The sequence below is a fragment of the Massilia sp. LXY-5 genome, from assembly GCF_059801075.1.
The window spans coordinates 312,448-330,636 of record NZ_JBNNEH010000003.1 but is presented as its reverse complement, the minus strand read 5'-3'; the positions used below and the strand labels follow the sequence as shown (position 1 = coordinate 330,636).

Genomic DNA, 18,189 nt, shown 5'->3' with positions numbered 1-18,189 from the left:
ACTTTCGTATCGGGTTGACGGTGCCGCGCAACTTTAACGGCTTCGTTCGATGTTGGCAATGTCATACCTCGGCAGACGTGGGCGCTCGCCTGCGGTGCTATCGATACACATGATCCGCGTGGGCATGCTCACCCTACGGTGCACGCAAGCCCCTGGCCGTCGCTTGAAGCAGGGTCGGCATGCCCACGCGGATCTAAAACACCGATAACGGATCAGGCAAGCGCTCCACTGCGTTCGTGCACTTTCGCGCCCGCGGCATAGGTCGCGCGGATCGCGCGGTCGTCGCCCAGCAGCGCCAGCGCGAACAACTGCTCTTCCAGCGTATTGCAATGGCTGCTGCGGCGCGCCAGCAGCGGCGTCGACTGCGGGTCGAGGACAATGAAGTCCGCTTCCGCGCCGATGGCGAAGCTGCCGATCGTGCCTTCCAGGTCCATCGCGCGCGCCGCGCCCAGGGTGGCGAGGTAGAACATGCGCAGCGCCGGCAGGTGGCGGCCCTTCAGGCGCGCCACTTTATACGCTTCGTTCATCGTCTGCAGCATCGAGAACGAGGTGCCGGCGCCGACGTCGGTGCCGAGCGTGACCTGCACGCCGGCGCCGTCTGCCTTTTCGAAATCGAACAGGCCGCTGCCGAGGAAGAGGTTCGAGGTCGGGCACACTGATGCGGCCGAACCGGTCGCCGCCATCCGCGCGAAGTCCTCGTCATCGAGCCAGATGCAGTGGCCGAACAGCGCGCGCGGGCGCATCAGGCCATAGCCGTCGTACACGCCGAGGTAGCTGCGCGAATCCGGAAACAGCTCGCGCACCCAGCTGCACTCGTCCTTGTTTTCCGAGACGTGGGTCTGGATGAAGGTGTCCGGAAAGGCCTTCGCCAGCTCCGCGATCGCACCCAGTTGGGCCGTGCTGGAGGTGGGCGCGAAGCGCGGCGTGATCGCGTACAGCGAGCGATTGTGCTTGTGCCACTTGTTGATCAGGGCTTCGCTCTCGCCGATCTGCCCCTCTGCGTCACGCAGGAAGTCCGGGCAATTCCGGTCCATCAGCACTTTACCCGCCACCATGCGCAGGTTGCGCGCTTCGCTGGCTTCGAAGAAGGCGTCGACCGATTCGCGGTGCACGGTGCAGTAGACGACGGCTGTGGTCGTGCCGCAGCGGGTCAGCTCGTCGAGGAAGAATTCTGCGGTCGCGCGCGCGTGCGCCGGATCGGAAAACCGGCGCTCGGTCGGGAAGGTATAGGTCTCGAGCCAGGGCAGCAGGCCTTCGCTGGGCGAGGCGATCATGTCCGTCTGCGGGTAGTGCAGGTGGGTGTCGATGAAGCCGGGCGTGATGATCTGGCCGCGGTAGTCGTGTGGAACGACGCCGTCCGGCAGGGTCGGGCCAAGCGCCGCGTAGTCGCCGGCCGCCTTGATACGGCCGTCTTCGACGATGAGCAGGCCGTCCTGGTGCCAGGAATATGCGTTCTCCGTAAAAGCCGGGTCGGCGTGAAAATGCAGCAAGCTCGCACGGTAGGCTTGCACGGTATGTGGTGCGATGGACATCAGCTGGATTCCGGAGAATGGTGCAGGTGGCTGGCGGCGTCGTGGTCAAGCGCCTCCCAGACGGTGAGCAGTTGCGCCGCCACGGAGGCGGCGATCACGGCCGGGGCCTTGCCCTCGATGCCGGGCAGGCCGATCGGGCAGACCATGGCCGCGAGGCGCTCGTCGGCAATGCCGCGCTCGCGCAGGCGGTGTTCGAACTGGCGGCGCTTGGTCTCGGAGCCGATCAGGCCGAACCAGTCCCTCAGTTGCGTCGATATGGGACGGGACAGTATCGCGTTTGACAGGCGCAGGTCAAGTGCGTGACTGTGGGTCATGACCAGAAAGCTGGTGCCGGGCGCGGCTTGTTCGACCAGCGCCTCGGGGATGTCGGTGGCCTCGATCGTCACATTGGTGGGGACCTCGGCGGGGAACAGGTCCTCGCGCTCGTCGACCCAGGTGACGCGGCAAGGCAGGTCGGCCAGCGCGCGTACGATGGCCGCGCCGACGTGGCCGGCGCCAAACAGCATCAAGTGGGCGCGCGGGGCGAGGACGGCGTCGGCGAGCCAGCGGTTACCGTCCACATCCGTGAAGACCTGAGTGCCGAGGCGACGATCGAAGGGTGGGACAGGATTGCCCGCGAGTTGCACACCGTCGGCGTCGAATAAAGCCCACGTAGCGTGGGCGGCTCTGCCGCCCACGCGTTCAGCGCACGCATGAATATCGGATTGCATCACAGCGCCAGCAGCGGCTGAACGCGTGGGCGCAATTCCGGCCATTGGCCGAAATTGCCCCGCCCACCCTACGGGTATGACGCGCCATGTATCGACATTGCGTCGGCCATCGAGCAAGGCCATCTGGTCGCGGTCGATCGGTTCGAACACGAGATGCGCAATCCCCCCGCAGCACTGGCCCAGGCTCGGCCCCAGCGCGAAGCGCTCCAGCTTCGGCGCTCCGCCATCGATGAGCATGGCGCGCGCGATCTCGATCGCCCGGTGCTCCAGGTGCCCGCCCCCGATTGTCCCGGCAAAGCCATGGGCCGTGACGAGCATCCTCGCCCCCGGCTCGCGCGGCACGGAGCCTTCGACGATGGCGACCGTGACCAGCACGGCCGGCGCGCACTGCGCGGCTGTCAGCCAGTCGTCCATCACGCGCGTCGTGCGGCAGCCGCTTCGACAAAGGCGATGGCGTCGAGGATTTCCTCGCTCGTCGCCGGCGCATTCAGGGGCGGATTGACGCTGTGCCCACCCACGCTGGAGATCGCGTCGCGGATCGCGAAGAACACCGAGAACGGCAGCAGCAACGGCGGCTCGCCCACCGCTTTCGAGCGGTGGATGCTGTCTTCGACGTTGCGGTTCTCGAACAGGCGCACGCGGAAGTCCTGCGGGCAGTCGGAGACGCCCGGAATTTTATAGGTCGAGGGTGCGTGCGTCATCAGCTTGCCGCCCGGGTTCCACCACAGCTCCTCGGTGGTGAGCCAGCCCATGCCCTGGATGAAGGCGCCTTCGACCTGGCCGATGTCGATCGCGGGGTTGAGCGAATTGCCGGCGTCGTAGAGCGCGTCCGCGCGCAGCAGCTTCCATTCGCCGGTGAGCGTGTCGACCACGACCTCCGAGACGGCCGCGCCATAGGCGAAGTAGGAGAACGGCCGGCCGTTCATGGTCTTCGCATCCCAGGACAGGCCGGGCGTGGCATAGAAGCCGTCGGACCACAATTGCACGCGCGCCAGGTAGGCCTTTTGCACCAGCGCCGGGAACGGCACTTCCATGCCGTTCACAAAGACGGTATCGGCCGCAAAACGGACGTCCGCCACCTCGCCGCCGTACTCTTTCGCCGCGAAGGCGGCCAGGCGTTCCCTGATCTGGCGCGCCGCATCCTGCGCCGCCTTGCCGTTCAGGTCGGCGCCGGTCGATGCCGCCGTGGCCGAGGTATTCGCCACCTTGCTGGTGTTGGTGGCGGTGGCGCGTACATGATCCATGTCCACGCCCAGTTCGTGCGCGACGACCTGCATCACCTTGGTATTGATGCCCTGCCCCATCTCGGTACCGCCATGGTTGACCATGATGGAACCGTCGACGTACACGTGCACCAGCGCGCCCGCCTGGTTCAGGTGGGTGACGTTGAAGGCGATGCCGAATTTGACGGGCGTGAGCGCGAGTCCTTTTTTCAGCACCGGACTGCCGGCGTTGAAGGCGGCAATGGCTGCGCGCCGCGCGCGGTATTCGCTCGAGGTCTCGAGTTCGGCCACCAGCTCGTGGATGACGTTGTCGACCACCGCCTGGCCGTAGGGCGTGACGTTGCGCTCGGTTTTACCGTAAAAATTAATCTTGCGGATGTCGAGCGCGTCGACTTGCAGGTTGCGCGCGATCTCATCTAACACGTATTCCATCGCGATCGCGCCCTGCGGGCCGCCGAAGCCGCGGAAGGCCGTGTTCGACTGGGTGTTCGTCTTGCCGCAGGCGGCGCGGATGTCGACGTCGGACAAATAGTAGGCGTTGTCGTAGTGGCAGACGGCGCGCGTGGCGACGGGACCGGACAGGTCGGCGGAATAGCCGGCGCGCGAGACCATGTCGACTTTCGCGGCCAGGATGCGGCCGCTCTGGTCGTAGCCGACTTCATATTCATAGTAAAAACAGTGGCGCTTGCCGGTGACGAGCATGTCGTCGTCGCGGTCGGCGCGCAGTTTCACCGGACGTTTCAGCTTATTCGCCGCAATCGCCGCGGCGGCGGCCCACAGGGCCGACTGCGATTCCTTGCCGCCGAATCCGCCGCCCATGCGGCGGCACTCGACCACGACATGGTGCGAATGCAGGCCGAGCGCGTGCGCGACCACGTGCTGCATCTCGCTCGGGTGCTGGGTCGAGCACTGCACCAGCATGCCATTGTCTTCACCCGGGATGGCGTAGGCAATCTGCCCTTCCAGGTAAAACTGTTCCTGGCCGCCGACATACAGCTTGCCGGCCACCTTGTGCGGGGCGTTCGCGAAAGCCGTTTCGGCGTCGCCGCGCGCCAGGCGCATCGGCGGCACGACATAGGATTTGGCGGCGTGCGCTTCCTGCGGCGTGAGGATGGCCGGCAGTTCCTCGTACTCGACTTTTGCCAGGCGCGCCGCGCGGCGGGCGTTGTCGTGGGTGTCGGCGACGACGATGAAGATCGGCTGGCCGACATATTCCACTTTGCCGTCGGCGAGGATAGGATCGTCGTGGATGATCGGGCCGCAGTCGTTGGTTCCCGGGATGTCTTTCACGGTCAGCACCGAGACCACGCCGCGCGCCGCGCGCACGGGCGCCAGGTCGATGCCGAGGATGTTCGCGTGCGGCTTGGCCGACAAGCCGAGCGCCGCATGCAGCGTGCCCGCCGTTTCCGCGATGTCGTCGGTGTAGGTTGCCTGGCCGAGCACGTGCAGCGTGGCCGACTCGTGCGGCCGGGCGCGGCCGACGGCGCTCCACGCCGCCGCCTTGAATGCTGGTGCGCCTGCGTCGTTCATGGTGATCTCCTCAGGCCGTGGCGGCGAACGCGTTGACTGCACTGCGCGGCAGCGGATTGTCGCGGCGGGTTTCAAACCAGAAGCGGCGCAGCAGGTTCTGCGCCGCCTTCATGCGGTAGCTGTTTGAGGCGCGCATGTCCGACAGCGGCGCGTAATCCTGCGCCAGCGCGGCCATGGCTTCCTTTAAAACGGTTTCATCCCACACGCGGCCGGTCAGCAGCGCCTCGGCGCCTGCCGCGCGCCTGGGCGTGGCGGCCATGCCGCCGAAGGCGATGCGCGCTTCTTTGACGACATCGCCTTCGAGCGTGAGGGCGAAGGCGGCGCACACGGCCGAGATGTCCTGGTCGAAGCGCTTGGCCAGTTTATAGGTGCGGAAAGCGACCCCTGGACGCGGCAAAGGCAGGCGCAGCGCCGCGACGAATTCATCGGCTTTCAAATCCTTCTGCTGGTAGCCCAGATAAAAATCTTCCAGCGCCAGCTCGCGCTCGCCGCCAGCGCCGCGCAGCACGAGGCGCGCGCCAAGCGCGATCAGCCAGGGCATCGAATCGCCGATCGGCGAACCGTTGGCGACATTCCCGCCCAGCGTGCCGGCATTCCGGATCGGCAGCGAAGCGAAGCGCTGCCACATTTCCGACAGTTCGTCGGGGTAGTGCCGGCAGACGGCCGCGTAGGCGTCCTGCAGCGTGACACCGGCGCCGATCTCGAGGAAACCGTCGGCCTGCGTCACCGATTTCAGCTCGGCCACGTTGCCGATATAAATGATGTCGTTCAGCTCGCGCATCTGCTTGGTGACCCAGAGGCCGACATCGGTCGAGCCGGCGAGGATCAGCGCCTGCGGGTGTTCGGCGCGCAGCGCCACCAGCTCGGCGAGCGTACGCGGCGCGTGGAAACTGCTGCCCGCATGCGAATAGGTCGCGCCTGCGCCGCGCTGGAGGGCAAGCAGCGCATCGGCCACCGCGCCCCGGTCGAACTCGGCGCGCGGCAATTCCATCATGCGTCCGGCGGCGTCGATGATCGGCCGGTAGCCGGTGCAGCGGCACAGATTACCGGACAGGGCGTCGTCGACCTGGCAGCGCCCAGGTGCCTGACCTTGCGCTTGCCCTTCCTGCTTCAGGTACATGCCCCACAGCGACATCGCGAATCCCGGCGTGCAGAAGCCGCATTGCGAGCCATGGCACTCGACCAGCGCCTGCTGGACCGGGTGCAGCCGTCCGTCCGGCAGTTGTAAATCCTCCACGGTGAACAGCGCCTTGCCGTCGAGCGTGGGCGTGAACTGGATGCAGGAGTTGACCGCCTTCAGTTCCAGCTCGCCGTTCTCGAGCGAACCGACCACCACGGTGCAGGCGCCGCAATCGCCCTCGGCGCAGCCTTCCTTGGTGCCGGTGCAGCGCAGATCCTCCCGCAAGTGCTGCAGGATGGTTTGCGTCGGCGCCACGCCGCTCACTTCGTGGACGGCGTTGCGGAAATAAAAGCGGATCGGTTCGGCCATGCTTGCCTCGGATTGGTGCCAGCGTGAAGGATACCTTGTAGAAGCTGCGGCCAACTATGTCCAAAAACAGATTTTGATTATCATCAAATGGATATATCACCTGCGAACGGATGGGTAGTTTTCCAGTGCTCGGCGATATCTATGCGACGCGTGATCCATACGTTTTTGTGCTGCAACACATAATCCAGGAAACGTGCCAGCGCGGCGGCGCGCGCCGGCCGCCCGACGATGCGGCAATGCAGGCCGATCGAGAGCATTTTAGGCGCGTTCAGGCCATTCGGGTCGCCTTCCGCATACAGCACGTCGAAGGCATCTTTCAGATAATCGAAGAACTGGGTGCCCGAGTTAAAACCCTGCATCGCGCAAAAGCGCATGTCGTTGGTGTCGAGGGTATACGGCACCACCAGGTGTGGCGTTTCAAGCGGCGCGCCATCGGGCCCGGTGTGCGCCACTTTCTCCCAGAACGGCAAGTCGTCGCCATAGTAATCGGCGTCGTAGGCAAAGCCGCCGTGCTCGACGACGAGGCGACGGGTGTTGGGCGAATCGCGGCCCGTGTACCAGCCGAGCGGCGCCTCGCCGGTGAGCTCGCGCAGGATGGCCACTGCCTCGGCCATGTGGGCGCGCTCGGTGGCTTCGTCGACATTCTGGTACGAAATCCAGCGCAGGCCATGGCAGGCAATCTCATGGCCAAGCTCGCGGAAGGCGGCCACCGCTTCCGGATTGCGCTGCAGCGCCATCGCCACGCCGAACACGGTCAGCGGCAGTTTTCTTTCCTCGAACATGCGCAGCAGGCGCCACAGGCCGGCCCGGGAACCGTATTCGTAGAGCGATTCCATGCTCATGTGGCGCATCGGGAAGGCCTGGGCGCCGATGATCTCGGATAAGAAGGTTTCCGAGGCCGGGTCGCCGTGCAGGACCGAGTTCTCGCCGCCCTCCTCGTAGTTCAGCACGAACTGCAGGGCGATGCGCGCCGCGCCGGGCCACTGGGCATGGGGTGGCGTGCGGCCGTAGCCGATCAGGTCGCGCGGATAGCCGGAAAAATCAGCAGCAGGCATCGGAAAGTCTCGAGGATGGGCGGTATATCGCCGATCATATATTGACGGAACGCCATCGGTATATGATCCGGAGAATAAATATCTTCACCACGAACATATAGGGAAAGCGATGGGCAAACTCAGCACCCACGTGCTCGACACCGCGAACGGCCGTCCGGCGGCCGGCGTGGCGATTGCGCTGTACGCCGTCTCGGACGCAGGCCGCGCCCTGCTGGCGCAGGCCAGGACGAATGCCGATGGCCGCTGCGACGCCCCGCTGCTGGCGGGCGACGCCATGCGCGCCGGGCGCTACGAACTGGAATTTGCAGCGGGCGACTATTTCGCGGCGCAAGGCGTCGTATTGCCGGATCCGCCTTTCGTCGATCGCGTGACGATCGCCTTCGGCATTGCCGACCCGAGCCAGAACTACCACGTGCCGCTGGTCGTGACGCCCTGGTCGTACTCGACCTACCGCGGCAGCTGAGGCCCGGCGAAAGCGAGCGCCTGCGCACGCGAGAAATGGTTATCCTGAGCATTCACGACAGGAGCGCCAATGGCTTTGCACATCGTTCATTTCATCGGGCCGATCCACCATAACTCCGCCTGCAGCGTGCGCAACCTGTGCCTGCAGGCCTTGCAGAATGGGGCCACCGAGATCGAGCTCCATATGTCGACCGAGGGCGGCAACATGACGGCCGGCTTCGCGCTCTATTTCTTCCTGAAATCGCTGCCGATTCCGCTGACTACCTTCAACATCGGCAGCGTGGAATCGGTCGGCGTCGTCATCTTCCTCGCCGGGTCCAAGCGCTACGCCTGTCCGGGCGCGCGTTTTCTCGTCCATCCCCTGCACTGGGGCTTCGGCAACCTGGTGGCAGCCGACCATTCGCGCGTGTCCGAGTGGCGCGAATGCCTCGACTTCGACGCCGAACGCTATGCCAGCATCTTCGACGAAGCGACCCAGGGCGCGCCGGAAGCGCACGACATCCGCCCTCACCTGTTCGGCAATGCACGCATCTACACGGCCGACCAGGCCGTGCGCGCCGGCCTGATCCATGAAGCGGTCCAGGCGCGGCTGCCTGAAATGGGCGCAACCACGCACTGGTGGAATTGATCACAGACTTTGATCATGGACGAGCTGACCCGGCAGCTGGCGGGGCGCTGTGCCCACCTTAAGCCATCCGATAAGCAGTCGCCCTCCTCTCTGTTGACGTACCGCCAACACCCTTGATCGAAACGCCAACATACTCCCGTGCCAGCGACGTCATGGCATTTTGTCTACGTGGCGCGTACGCATCTGGCACCTGTTGAAACGCTTTACAAAGTTGATGCCTGTAGGCATCATCCGAGTAGCATGCCGCCTCGAAACAGCTTGGGCGGCCCTCTTGTCCTTCCTCTACTGACCCGGCTCATATGGCAGCAGTCCTCCCGCACGCGACTTCAGGCACCCCGATGTCCGGGCTCGCGCGCGCGCTGGTGCAAGCCGGGCGCCTGACGGCGCAGCAGGCTGACGCGCTGCAGAAGAAGGCCGCGGGCGACCGCAGCGCCTTCATCGACGCCATCATCGCCGACCGGGCGCTCGACGCCTCCTCCCTGGCCGCCTTCTGCGCCGAGACGTTCGGCTATCCGCTGCTCGACCTGTCGACCTTCAGCATCGAGTCGCTGCCGGAAGCTGCGATCGACGCCAAGCTGATGGCGGCCCAGCGCGTGGTCGCCCTGGCCAAGCGCGGCAACCGCCTGTCGGTCGCCATTTCCGACCCGACGAATACGCAAGCCCTGGACCAGATCAAGTTCCAGAGCGAAGCGGCGGTCGAGCCGGTGATCGTCGCCCACGACGCCCTGCTGGCACTGCTGGCCACGCTCACCAAAAGCGCCGAACAGAACTTGAACGACATGGTCGGCGACGACGCCGACATCGAGTTCGCCGAGGAAGAGCAGACGGCCGCGCCGGTCGAATCGCAGAATGAGGTCGAGGACGCGCCGATCGTGCGCTTCCTGAACAAGATCCTGATGGACGCGGTGCAGCTGGGCGCCTCGGACATCCACTTCGAGCCCTACGAAAAATACTACCGGATCCGCATGCGCGTCGACGGCGTGCTGCGTGACCACGCGATGCCGCCGCTCTCGATCCGCGACAAACTGGTCTCGCGCATCAAGGTCCTGGCCAAACTCGACATCTCGGAAAAGCGCGTGCCGCAGGATGGCCGCATGCGCCTGATCCTGTCAGCCACGCGCACCATCGACTTCCGCGTCAGCACGCTGCCGACCCTGTTCGGCGAAAAGACCGTCATGCGTATCCTGGACGCGACCCAGGCGCAGATGGGCATCGACGCCCTCGGCTACGACCCCGACCAGAAGGCGATCCTGCTCGATGCGATTTCCCGCCCCTACGGCATGGTGCTGGTGACCGGGCCGACCGGATCCGGTAAAACCGTCTCGCTGTACAGCTGCCTGAACGTGCTGAATAAACCCGGCATCAACATCTCGACCGCGGAAGACCCGGCCGAGATCAATTTGCCGGGCGTGAACCAGGTCAACGTCAACGATCGCGCCGGCCTCACCTTCCCGGTGGCCCTGAAATCCTTCCTGCGCCAGGATCCCGACATCATCATGGTCGGCGAGATCCGGGACCTGGAAACGGCCGACATCGCGATCAAGGCGGCCCAGACCGGCCACATGGTGTTTTCGACTTTGCACACCAACGACGCGCCCTCGACGCTGACGCGCCTGATGAACATGGGCGTGGCGCCGTTCAATATCGCCTCCTCGGTGATATTGATCACGGCGCAGCGCCTGGCGCGTCGCCTTTGTAACTGCAAGCAGCCGCTCGAAATGGGGCGCGAAGCGCTGCTGGCGGCCGGCTACCGCGAAGGCGACCTGCAGGACGACTGGACGCCCTACGGCCCGGTCGGCTGCGAACGCTGCCTCGGTTCCGGCTACAAGGGCCGGGTCGGCATCTACCAGCTCATGCCGATCAGCCCGGCGATCGAAGCCCTGATCCTGGCGAACGGGAATTCGATGCAGATCGCCGCCCAGGCCGAGAAGGACGGCGTCAATTCGCTGCGCCGCTCGGGCCTGATGAAAGTAAAACAGGGGCTGACCAGCCTCGAAGAAGTGCTCGGCTGTACCAACGAATAGGATTCATGATGGCTCAATCCCTCACCACCCGAAGCCGCGGCGGCGCGCAAGTCAAGGAAGCGGTCTACGCCTGGGAAGGCAAGGACAAGGCCGGCAAGACCGTGCGCGGCGAGCTGCGCGCCGGCGGCGAGGCGATCGTCAACGTGACGCTGCGCCGCCAGGGCATCATGGTCACCAAGGTCAAGAAGCGCGTCTACCGCAGCGGCAAGAAGATCACCGACAAGGACCTGACCATGTTCACGCGCCAGCTGGCGACGATGATGAAGGCCGGCGTGCCGCTCCTGCAGGCCTTCGACATCGTCGGCAAGGGCCATGCGAATCCCTCGATGGCGAAACTGATCCTCGACATCCGCGCCGACATCGAGACCGGCACCAGCCTGAACAACGCCTTCCGCAAGTACCCACGCTATTTCGACCCGCTGTTCTGCAACCTGGTCGGCGCCGGCGAACAGGCCGGCATCCTGGAAGACCTGCTGCACCGCCTGGCCGTCTACAAGGAAAAGACGCTGGCCCTGAAGTCCAAGATCAAGTCCGCCCTCACCTACCCGATCGCCATTCTCGCGGTCGCCTTCATCGTGGTCGCCGTGATCATGATCTGGGTGGTGCCGGCCTTCAAATCCGTGTTCCAGAGCTTTGGCGCCGACCTGCCCGCGCCGACCCTGATCGTGATGGGGATGTCCGAATTCTTCGTCGAATGGTGGTACCTGATCTTCGGCTCGATCTTCGGCTCGATCTACTTCTTCTTCCAGTCCTGGCGCCGCTCGCTGAAAATGCAGCAGGCCATGGACCGCCTGCTGCTGCGCATCCCGATCTTCGGCGACGTGATCCGCAAGGCGACCATCGCGCGCTGGACGCGCACCCTGGCGACCATGTTCGCGGCCGGCGTGCCGCTGGTCGAAGCCCTCGACTCGGTCGGCGGCGCCTCGGGCAACGCGGTCTACCTCGATGCCACCCGCCGCATCCAGACCGAAGTCTCCACCGGCACCAGCCTGACGATGGCGATGCAGAACGTGAACGTGTTCCCGAGCCTGGTGACGCAGATGGTCGCCATCGGCGAAGAATCGGGTGCGCTGGACGGCATGCTCGGTAAAGTCGCGGACTTCTTCGAGGACGAAGTCGACGAAGCCGTCGCCGCCCTGTCCTCGCTGATGGAGCCAATGATCATGGTCATCCTGGGTACGCTGATCGGCGGGCTGGTGGTGGCGATGTATCTGCCGATCTTCAAGCTCGGTTCGGTGGTGTAAACGGTCCCTTTCGACACTGTCATCCTCCGCGGGCGCATGCCCGCACGGATTGCATGCATACTCTTCGCATGCGAAAGAACCTCGAACGGAACATGCGCGAATTCTGGATCGCACGTGGCGCCATCCTGGTCACGGCGGCCCTGAACGCCGTCCTGATCAACAACCTGACCATCTTCCCGTGGTGGCTCGCCTCCGTGGTCGAGGTGGCGCTGCTGGTGCCGCTGTCCGTCGCCACCGCCTGGAACCACGGCCAGATGCGCAAGGCCACCCGCGAGCATCACTGGATCCGGATCCACCACCATCGGCGCATCATCCGGCGCGCCGCCATCGTGCTGACCGCGCTGATCACCCTCATCAACTTCCAGGCCCTGTTCGTCGTGCTCCACGCGCTGCTGTACGGTGCGAAAGGAACCACCGGGCAAAGCCTGCTGGTCGATGCGCTGAACATCTGGCTCACCAACGTGGTCGTGTTCGCCCTGTGGTTCTGGAACCTCGACCGCGGCGGCCCGGCGGGCCGCGATGCGGCAAAGGAGCCGGTGGCCGATTTCATGTTTCCGCAGATGGGCTCCGGTTGCCCGGGCGGGCAGGAATGGACGCCGGGATTTTTCGATTATGTGTTTGTCTCTTTTACCAATGCGACGGCCTTTTCGCCGACGGACACGGTGCCGCTGACGGCGCGCGTCAAGATCCTCTTCATGGTGCAGGCAAGCGCCTCGCTGCTGACGGTCGGCCTGGTGGCGGCGCGGGCGGTCAACATCCTGGCTTGAGTCATCGACGACGAGGCCCCACGCTCCACGAACCTGCATCCGCGCCAGGCGCCCGGTAATCCCTTAGCTGCGCAGGCGATCCATGAAGGCGCCAAGGCGCCGGATCGCCTCTTGCAGGTGTTCGGCGCTGGCGGCGTAGGACAGGCGCACGTACTGGTCCGCGCCTACATTTCCGAAGTCCTTGCCCGGCGTGAGCGCCACGTGCACTTCCTCCAGTACGCGCTCGCAGAACTGCCAGGACGTCAAACCCGTCCCGCTCACGTCGAAATAGACATAGAAGGCGCCGTCCGGCGGCACCGGTACCGGCAGGCCGATCCCCGCCAGGCCCTTGAGCACCAGTTCCCGCCGCCGCGCGAACTCGACGCGCCGCTCTTCGCAGACGGCCAGCGATGCGGGCGTAAAACAGGCCAGCGCTGCCTGCTGGGACAGGTTCGAGGCGCAGATATAGTAATTCTGGGCGAGTCTCTCCATGGTCGGCACCAGCGCTTCGGGCACGACGGTCCAGCCGAGACGCCAGCCGGTCATGCCGAAATACTTGGAAAAACTGTTGATGACGATGGCGTCGTCGTCGAAGGCGAGCACCGTCTGCGGCGGGCGGCCTGCGGCGTCGCGGTCGCCCAGGTTCAGGTAGATCTCGTCGACGATGCGCCAGGCGCCGTGCTCGCGCGCCCATGCGCAGATCGCGCGCAGTTCGTCGGGCGGCACCGAGGTGCCGGTCGGGTTCGAGGGCGTGGCGACCATCAGCCCTTTCGTCTGCGGCGTCCAGTTGGCGCGCACGCTGGCGGCATCGAGCTGGAAGCGGGTGTCCGCATCGGTGCTGACGAGCTTTACTTGCGCACCGAAGCTGCTCATGAACTGGCGGTTGCACGGGTATGAGGGGTCGCCCACGATCACTTCGTCGCCCGGGTCGACCAGCGCCGCGGACACCAGCAGCAGCGCCGCCGAAGCGCCGGCGGTGACAATGATCCGGTGCGGGTTTAGGGTGACGCCATGCTCGTGCAGGTAGAAACCGGCAATCGCCTCGCGCAGGGCCGGGATGCCCAGGGCCGCGGTATAGGGCAGCGAACCGCCCTCCACGGCCTTGCCCGCCGCCTCCAGCACGGCCGGCGGCGGGCCGAAATCGGGCTCGCCCAGGCTGAGCTTGATGACTTCATGCCCTTGCGCTTCCAGGGCGGCGGCGCGTTTGCCGAATTCCATGGCGAAGAAAGGATCGACGGACTGGGCGCGTTGCGAGATTTTCATGGTGGCTTTTCGATAGAGACTGTGCGTGACGCATTTTATAGGCGTGCCGGGAAACGCGCCGGCCGGTGCGCCCCCCGGTTGGCGGTCGCGCCGTGCTGCAATGGCGCGACAGGCCGAATGCACCATTGCACTCCAACGCAAGTCTCTTCGCCAAAACACCGGAAACACCCTAAAATAGGTTGATCTACGGAACCATTTACCATTTTCGGAAGCCTGCATTGGAAACTCTTCTCTTCGCCGCCCCGGGCTCGCTCGGTCCTACCCTGGTTGCCGGCCTGCTGGGCCTCCTGATCGGCAGTTTCCTGAACGTGGTAATCCACCGCATTCCGAAGATGATGCAGCGCGAGTCCGACAATTACGTGGCCCACGAAAGCGGCAAGGAACTTCCGCATACCGACCGCTACAACCTGATGGTGCCGCGCTCCGCCTGTCCCCACTGCGGGCACCAGATCACGGCGCTGGAAAACATTCCCGTGATCAGCTGGCTGGCGCTGCGCGGCAAGTGCCGCAAGTGCAAGGCCCCGATCTCGGCACGTTATCCGGCCGTCGAACTGCTGACCGGCGTCCTGTCGGCCCTGCTGGTCTGGACTTTCGGGTCCGGCGTGGCCGGCATGGCGACCCTGGTGTTCGCCTGGCTGCTGGTCGCGATGACCTTCATCGACGTCGACACCCAGCTGCTGCCGGACGACCTGACCTTCCCGTTGCTGTGGATGGGTCTGCTGGTCAACCTGAACGGCACCTTCGTGCCGCTGCGCGACGCCGTGATCGGCGCGGCGGCCGGCTACCTGGTGCTGTGGGCGGTGTACTGGCTGTTCAAACTGGTGACCGGCAAGGAAGGCATGGGCTATGGCGACTTCAAGCTGCTCGCCGCGCTCGGCGCCTGGCTGGGCTGGGCGATGCTGCCGACCATAATCCTGCTATCCTCGGTGGTGGGCGCGATCGTCGGCATCAGCCTGATCGTGTTCGCGCGCCGCGGCCGCGACAAGCCGATCCCGTTCGGACCGTATCTGGCCGCCGCCGGCATGATCGCCCTGCTCTACGGCGAGCAGATCGGCAGCATCTTCCAGGGCCTCCTTGCGTAAATCATGAAACCCGGCCAGGCACTCTCATTTTCCGTCGGCCTGACCGGCGGCATCGGCTGCGGCAAGACCACGGTGGCCGACATGTTCGGCGCGCTCGGCGCCTCGCTGGTCGACACCGACGCCATCGCCCACGCCCTTACCGCTCCGCACGGGTCGGCCATGCCGGCAATTCTGACGGAATTCGGAGAGGGCTTTGCGACGCCGGACGGCGCACTCGACCGCGCGAAGATGCGCGAACTGGTGTTTACGGATCCCGGCGCCCGGGCCCGGCTGGAAGCCATTTTGCACCCGCGCATCCGGGAGGCGACGGCCGCCGCGGCTGCGATCGCCACCGGCCCCTACGTCATCTTCGTGGTGCCGCTGCTGATCGAGTCGGGCAGCTGGCGCGCGCGCGTGTCGCGCATCCTTGCAATCGACTGCAAGGAAGAGACCCAAGTCGCGCGCGTGATGGCCAGAAATAATCTGTCGGAAGCCCAGGTGCGCGCCATCATGGCGGCCCAGGTCACGCGCGCGCAGCGCCTGGCGGCTGCCGACGACGTCGTCGTCAACGACGATGGACTGGAGGCATTGACGCCCCAGGTCGCACGCCTGCACGCGTTTTATATGGATGAAGCCGCCCGCTTGGCCGCTTCATCCATGCAGGGTTTGTAATTTTGCTCCGCATGGTTCAGAATCACGGAGTTGCTCGCCAGTCCACATCCAGGGGAATGTCACTTTGATCGTCTACGAATATCCTTTCAACGAGCGCATTCGTACCTTGTTGCGGCTGGAAGACCTGTATGAGAAGTTCAAGTTCTTCGTACGCCAGGAACATGCGATGCAGCACCACGTCGCGCTCTCGACGATCTTCGACATGCTGGAAGTGGCCGGCCGCGCCGACCTGAAATCCGACCTGCTGCAGGAACTCGAACGCCAGAAGCAGAGCCTGCTGGCCTACCGCAGCAATCCGAACGTGGCGCCCGAGGCGCTCGATGCCATCCTGGGCGAACTCGACCAGGTCAGCAGCGCCCTCGTGGCAACCCAGGGCAAGACGGGCCAGAACGTGCGCGACAACGAGTGGCTGATGAGCATCCGCGGCCGCACCATCATCCCCGGCGGCGCCTGCGAATTCGATCTGCCCTCCTACTACGCCTGGCAGAAACGCCCGACCGAACAGCGCTACGCCGACATCATGGGCTGGTTCGGCCCGCTCGCTCCCCTGTTCGACGCGCTCGCACTGGTGCTGCGCCTCCTGCGCGATTCCGGCCGTCCGACTAAAATGATCGCGACCGCCGGCAGCTATCAGCAAATGCTGCAGGGAAAGGTCTATCACATGCTGCGCCTCGGCCTGGACGAGACGCTGGGTGCAATTCCCGAGATCTCGGCCAACAAATACATGCTGTGGGTGCGGTTTACAACCCAGGGTGGGGATTTGAAGCCGAAGTCGCTGGAAGAAGACGTGCCCTTCGAGCTGACGCTCTGTAATTTTTAAGGTTTTATCGTACTGTCATGACCGTTGTTGCCTGCCCTACCTGCGCGAAAAAAGTCGAATGGACGCCCGAGAACAAGTTCCGTCCGTTCTGCTCCGAGCGCTGCAAACAGATCGACCTGGGCGCCTGGGCCGAAGAGAAATATACGATTCCCGCCGCTGCACCGAACGAGTTGCAGGACAATCCGCTGGACGAAGACAAGCACTGATCCGCGCCTGTTCCCAAGAACATTGATCTGACCGTAGGGTGGGCTCCCCGAGCCCACGCGTTACGGACGTGTCCTCTGGCCTGCGGTAGCCGGAGACGCACGTAACGCGTGGGCACGAGTGCCCACCCTACGTTAACCGGCTGCCAACGACACTTGGAGAGACCGGCAATGATCTCCCTTGAGTGACGCTACAACACCTATGCCGTCACCGTAATCCCGCCCGGCACCAGCACCGGCTTGTTACGGCTGCCGTAGCGGTCCATGAACAGGCCTTCCAGCCCGATCTCCGGCTGGCGTCCCGACACCATATCGGCCAGTACGCGGCCCGAGCCGCAGGCCATGGTCCAGCCCAGCGTGCCGTGGCCCGTGTTCAGGAACAGGTTGCGGTACGGGGTCGGACCGACGACCGGCGTGCCGTCCGGCGTCATCGGACGCAGGCCGCACCAGAACTCGGCTTTCGAGACATCGCCGCCGCGCGGGAACAGGTCGGTCACCGAGTGCTCCAGCGTGTCGCGGCGCGCCTGGTGCAGGCTCAGGTCGTAGCCTGCCAGTTCGGCCGTGCCGCCGACGCGGATGCGGTCGCCCAGGCGCGTGATCGCCACTTTGAACGTTTCGTCCATCACGGTCGATTCCGGCGCGCCGGCGGCGTCCGTGATCGGCACCGTGATCGAATAGCCTTTCACCGGATACACCGGGATGTGGATGCCGATCTGTTTCAGGACGAAGGGCGAATAGCTGCCCAGCGCCAGCACGAAGGAATCGGCCTTCAGCTCGCCCTGCGAGGTGACCACGCCGGTGACCTTGTCGCCTTCGACCGAGAGACGCTTGATCTCGACGCCGTGGCGGAACTTGACGCCCAGTTCCCTGGCCATCTCGGCCAGCTTCTGGGTGAACTTGAGGCAGTCGCCGGTCTCGTCGTTCGGCAGCAGCAGGCCGCCGACGAATTTCCCGCGCACGTTTTTCAACGCCGGCTCATAGGCTTCGCAGCCGGCCGGATCGAGCACTTGATAGGGCACGCCGTATTGTTCGAGCACGGCGATGTCGGTGGCGGCGCCGTCCAGCTGCTTCTGGTTGCGGAACAGCTGCAGGGTGCCCTGGCTGCGCTCGTCGTAGGCAATGCCGGTGTCGCGGCGCAGCTGGACCAGCACGTCGCGGCTGTACTCGGCCAGGCGTACCATGCGGCCCTTGTTGATGGCGTAGCTCTTGTGGTTGCAGTTGGCCAGCATCGAGAGCATCCAGCGCCACTGGTTCGGGTCGAGTTTCGGGCGCACGACCAGGGGGCTGTGCTGCATCATCAGCCACTTGACCGCTTTCGCCGGCACGCCGGGACCGGCCCAGGGCGACGCGTAGCCGGGCGAAATTTCGCCGGCGTTGCCATAACTCGTTTCCATGCCGGCGGCCGGCTGGCGGTCGATGACCGTGACGTCGTGCCCGGCCTGGGCCAGGTAGTACGCCGTGGTGGTGCCGATGACACCACTACCCAAGACGATGATTTTCACAGGGATCCTTCAACAGATTGGTTGA

General features: G+C 64.9%; 16 protein-coding genes. 9 read left to right on the top strand and 7 right to left on the bottom strand.

Annotated features, from left to right (window positions below):
• Positions 1–212 precede the first annotated feature (212 nt).
• The 5 genes from guaD to puuE form a co-directional block, all read right to left on the bottom strand.
• A complete protein-coding gene (guaD, locus tag ACI48I_RS10525) occupies positions 213–1,532 on the bottom strand; it encodes a guanine deaminase (RefSeq protein ID WP_498574131.1) in 1,320 nt (439 codons plus the stop codon).
• Positions 1,532–2,656: a xanthine dehydrogenase accessory protein XdhC gene (xdhC, locus tag ACI48I_RS10520; RefSeq protein ID WP_498574130.1), complete on the bottom strand. Its 1,125-nt coding sequence runs from the start codon at positions 2,654–2,656 to the stop codon at positions 1,532–1,534. Before xdhC ends, guaD begins: the two co-directional genes overlap by 1 nt.
• Positions 2,656–4,995 carry a xanthine dehydrogenase molybdopterin binding subunit gene (xdhB, locus tag ACI48I_RS10515; protein WP_498574129.1) on the bottom strand — a complete coding sequence of 780 codons (2,340 nt, stop codon included), beginning with the start codon at positions 4,993–4,995 and terminating at the stop codon, positions 2,656–2,658. The genes xdhC and xdhB overlap by 1 nt, the downstream gene beginning before the upstream one ends.
• Positions 4,996–5,005: 10 nt before the next feature.
• Complete coding sequence (gene xdhA / locus ACI48I_RS10510; RefSeq protein WP_193686959.1) at positions 5,006–6,484, bottom strand: xanthine dehydrogenase small subunit; 1,479 nt, start codon at positions 6,482–6,484, stop codon at positions 5,006–5,008.
• An 83-nt stretch (positions 6,485–6,567) separates the two neighbouring features.
• Positions 6,568–7,539 carry an allantoinase PuuE gene (gene puuE, locus ACI48I_RS10505; protein ID WP_498574128.1) on the bottom strand — a complete coding sequence of 324 codons (972 nt, stop codon included), beginning with the start codon at positions 7,537–7,539 and terminating at the stop codon, positions 6,568–6,570.
• 109 nt (positions 7,540–7,648) lie between these two features.
• Between puuE and uraH the strand changes: the two genes are divergently transcribed.
• The 5 genes from uraH (at position 7,649) to ACI48I_RS10480 (ending at position 12,664) form a co-directional block, all read left to right on the top strand.
• Positions 7,649–8,002 carry a hydroxyisourate hydrolase gene (uraH, locus tag ACI48I_RS10500; protein ID WP_498574127.1) on the top strand — a complete coding sequence of 118 codons (354 nt, stop codon included), beginning with the start codon at positions 7,649–7,651 and terminating at the stop codon, positions 8,000–8,002.
• A 69-nt stretch (positions 8,003–8,071) separates the two neighbouring features.
• Positions 8,072–8,629 (top strand): ClpP family protease, encoded by a 558-nt coding sequence (locus tag ACI48I_RS10495; RefSeq protein WP_193686962.1) that lies wholly within the window; start codon positions 8,072–8,074, stop codon positions 8,627–8,629.
• Positions 8,630–8,928: 299 nt separating this feature from the next.
• Positions 8,929–10,653 (top strand): type IV-A pilus assembly ATPase PilB, encoded by a 1,725-nt coding sequence (pilB, locus tag ACI48I_RS10490; protein WP_193686963.1) that lies wholly within the window; start codon positions 8,929–8,931, stop codon positions 10,651–10,653.
• An 8-nt stretch (positions 10,654–10,661) separates the two neighbouring features.
• Complete coding sequence (locus ACI48I_RS10485) at positions 10,662–11,897, top strand: type II secretion system F family protein (protein WP_498574529.1); 1,236 nt, start codon at positions 10,662–10,664, stop codon at positions 11,895–11,897.
• 68 nt (positions 11,898–11,965) lie between these two features.
• The gene (locus tag ACI48I_RS10480) at positions 11,966–12,664 is read left to right on the top strand and encodes a hypothetical protein (RefSeq protein WP_498574126.1); all 699 of its coding nucleotides are present in this window, start codon (positions 11,966–11,968) and stop codon (positions 12,662–12,664) included.
• A gap of 63 nt (positions 12,665–12,727) precedes the next feature.
• Here ACI48I_RS10480 and ACI48I_RS10475 read toward each other — a convergent pair whose 3' ends face one another.
• On the bottom strand, positions 12,728–13,906 hold the full coding sequence (locus tag ACI48I_RS10475; protein ID WP_193686965.1) for a pyridoxal phosphate-dependent aminotransferase: 1,179 nt from the start codon (positions 13,904–13,906) through the stop codon (positions 12,728–12,730).
• Between the two features lie 218 nt (positions 13,907–14,124).
• On the opposite strand from ACI48I_RS10475, the gene ACI48I_RS10470 reads away from it, so the two are divergent.
• The 4 genes from ACI48I_RS10470 to yacG all read left to right on the top strand — a co-directional run bounded on the left by ACI48I_RS10470 (position 14,125) and on the right by yacG (position 16,665).
• The gene (locus ACI48I_RS10470; protein ID WP_498574125.1) at positions 14,125–14,988 is read left to right on the top strand and encodes a prepilin peptidase; all 864 of its coding nucleotides are present in this window, start codon (positions 14,125–14,127) and stop codon (positions 14,986–14,988) included.
• Between the two features lie 3 nt (positions 14,989–14,991).
• The gene (coaE, locus tag ACI48I_RS10465) at positions 14,992–15,639 is read left to right on the top strand and encodes a dephospho-CoA kinase (protein ID WP_498574124.1); all 648 of its coding nucleotides are present in this window, start codon (positions 14,992–14,994) and stop codon (positions 15,637–15,639) included.
• A 64-nt stretch (positions 15,640–15,703) separates the two neighbouring features.
• Positions 15,704–16,459 carry a cell division protein ZapD gene (zapD, locus tag ACI48I_RS10460; RefSeq protein WP_193686968.1) on the top strand — a complete coding sequence of 252 codons (756 nt, stop codon included), beginning with the start codon at positions 15,704–15,706 and terminating at the stop codon, positions 16,457–16,459.
• 17 nt (positions 16,460–16,476) lie between these two features.
• Positions 16,477–16,665, top strand: coding sequence for a DNA gyrase inhibitor YacG (yacG, locus tag ACI48I_RS10455; RefSeq protein WP_498574123.1), 189 nt, complete (start codon positions 16,477–16,479; stop codon positions 16,663–16,665).
• Positions 16,666–16,862: 197 nt separating this feature from the next.
• Here the strand turns inward: yacG and ACI48I_RS10450 are convergent, their stop codons facing one another.
• Positions 16,863–18,164 (bottom strand): D-amino acid dehydrogenase, encoded by a 1,302-nt coding sequence (locus ACI48I_RS10450; protein ID WP_498574122.1) that lies wholly within the window; start codon positions 18,162–18,164, stop codon positions 16,863–16,865.
• Positions 18,165–18,189 lie beyond the last annotated feature (25 nt).

What these genes read in the sequence shown, in the direction of transcription:
- puuE (WP_498574128.1), bottom strand. Translation starts at nt 7,539, where the DNA reads ATGCCTGCTGCTGATTTTTCCGGCTATCCGCGCGACCTGATCGGCTAC.
- coaE (WP_498574124.1), top strand. Translation starts at nt 14,992, where the DNA reads ATGAAACCCGGCCAGGCACTCTCATTTTCCGTCGGCCTGACCGGCGGC.
- ACI48I_RS10475 (WP_193686965.1), bottom strand. Translation starts at nt 13,906, where the DNA reads ATGAAAATCTCGCAACGCGCCCAGTCCGTCGATCCTTTCTTCGCCATG.
- pilB (WP_193686963.1), top strand. Translation starts at nt 8,929, where the DNA reads ATGGCAGCAGTCCTCCCGCACGCGACTTCAGGCACCCCGATGTCCGGG.
- guaD (WP_498574131.1), bottom strand. Translation starts at nt 1,532, where the DNA reads ATGTCCATCGCACCACATACCGTGCAAGCCTACCGTGCGAGCTTGCTG.
- xdhA (WP_193686959.1), bottom strand. Translation starts at nt 6,484, where the DNA reads ATGGCCGAACCGATCCGCTTTTATTTCCGCAACGCCGTCCACGAAGTG.
- ACI48I_RS10480 (WP_498574126.1), top strand. Translation starts at nt 11,966, where the DNA reads ATGCGAAAGAACCTCGAACGGAACATGCGCGAATTCTGGATCGCACGT.
- ACI48I_RS10495 (WP_193686962.1), top strand. Translation starts at nt 8,072, where the DNA reads ATGGCTTTGCACATCGTTCATTTCATCGGGCCGATCCACCATAACTCC.
- uraH (WP_498574127.1), top strand. Translation starts at nt 7,649, where the DNA reads ATGGGCAAACTCAGCACCCACGTGCTCGACACCGCGAACGGCCGTCCG.
- xdhC (WP_498574130.1), bottom strand. Translation starts at nt 2,656, where the DNA reads ATGGACGACTGGCTGACAGCCGCGCAGTGCGCGCCGGCCGTGCTGGTC.
- yacG (WP_498574123.1), top strand. Translation starts at nt 16,477, where the DNA reads ATGACCGTTGTTGCCTGCCCTACCTGCGCGAAAAAAGTCGAATGGACG.
- xdhB (WP_498574129.1), bottom strand. Translation starts at nt 4,995, where the DNA reads ATGAACGACGCAGGCGCACCAGCATTCAAGGCGGCGGCGTGGAGCGCC.
- ACI48I_RS10485 (WP_498574529.1), top strand. Translation starts at nt 10,662, where the DNA reads ATGGCTCAATCCCTCACCACCCGAAGCCGCGGCGGCGCGCAAGTCAAG.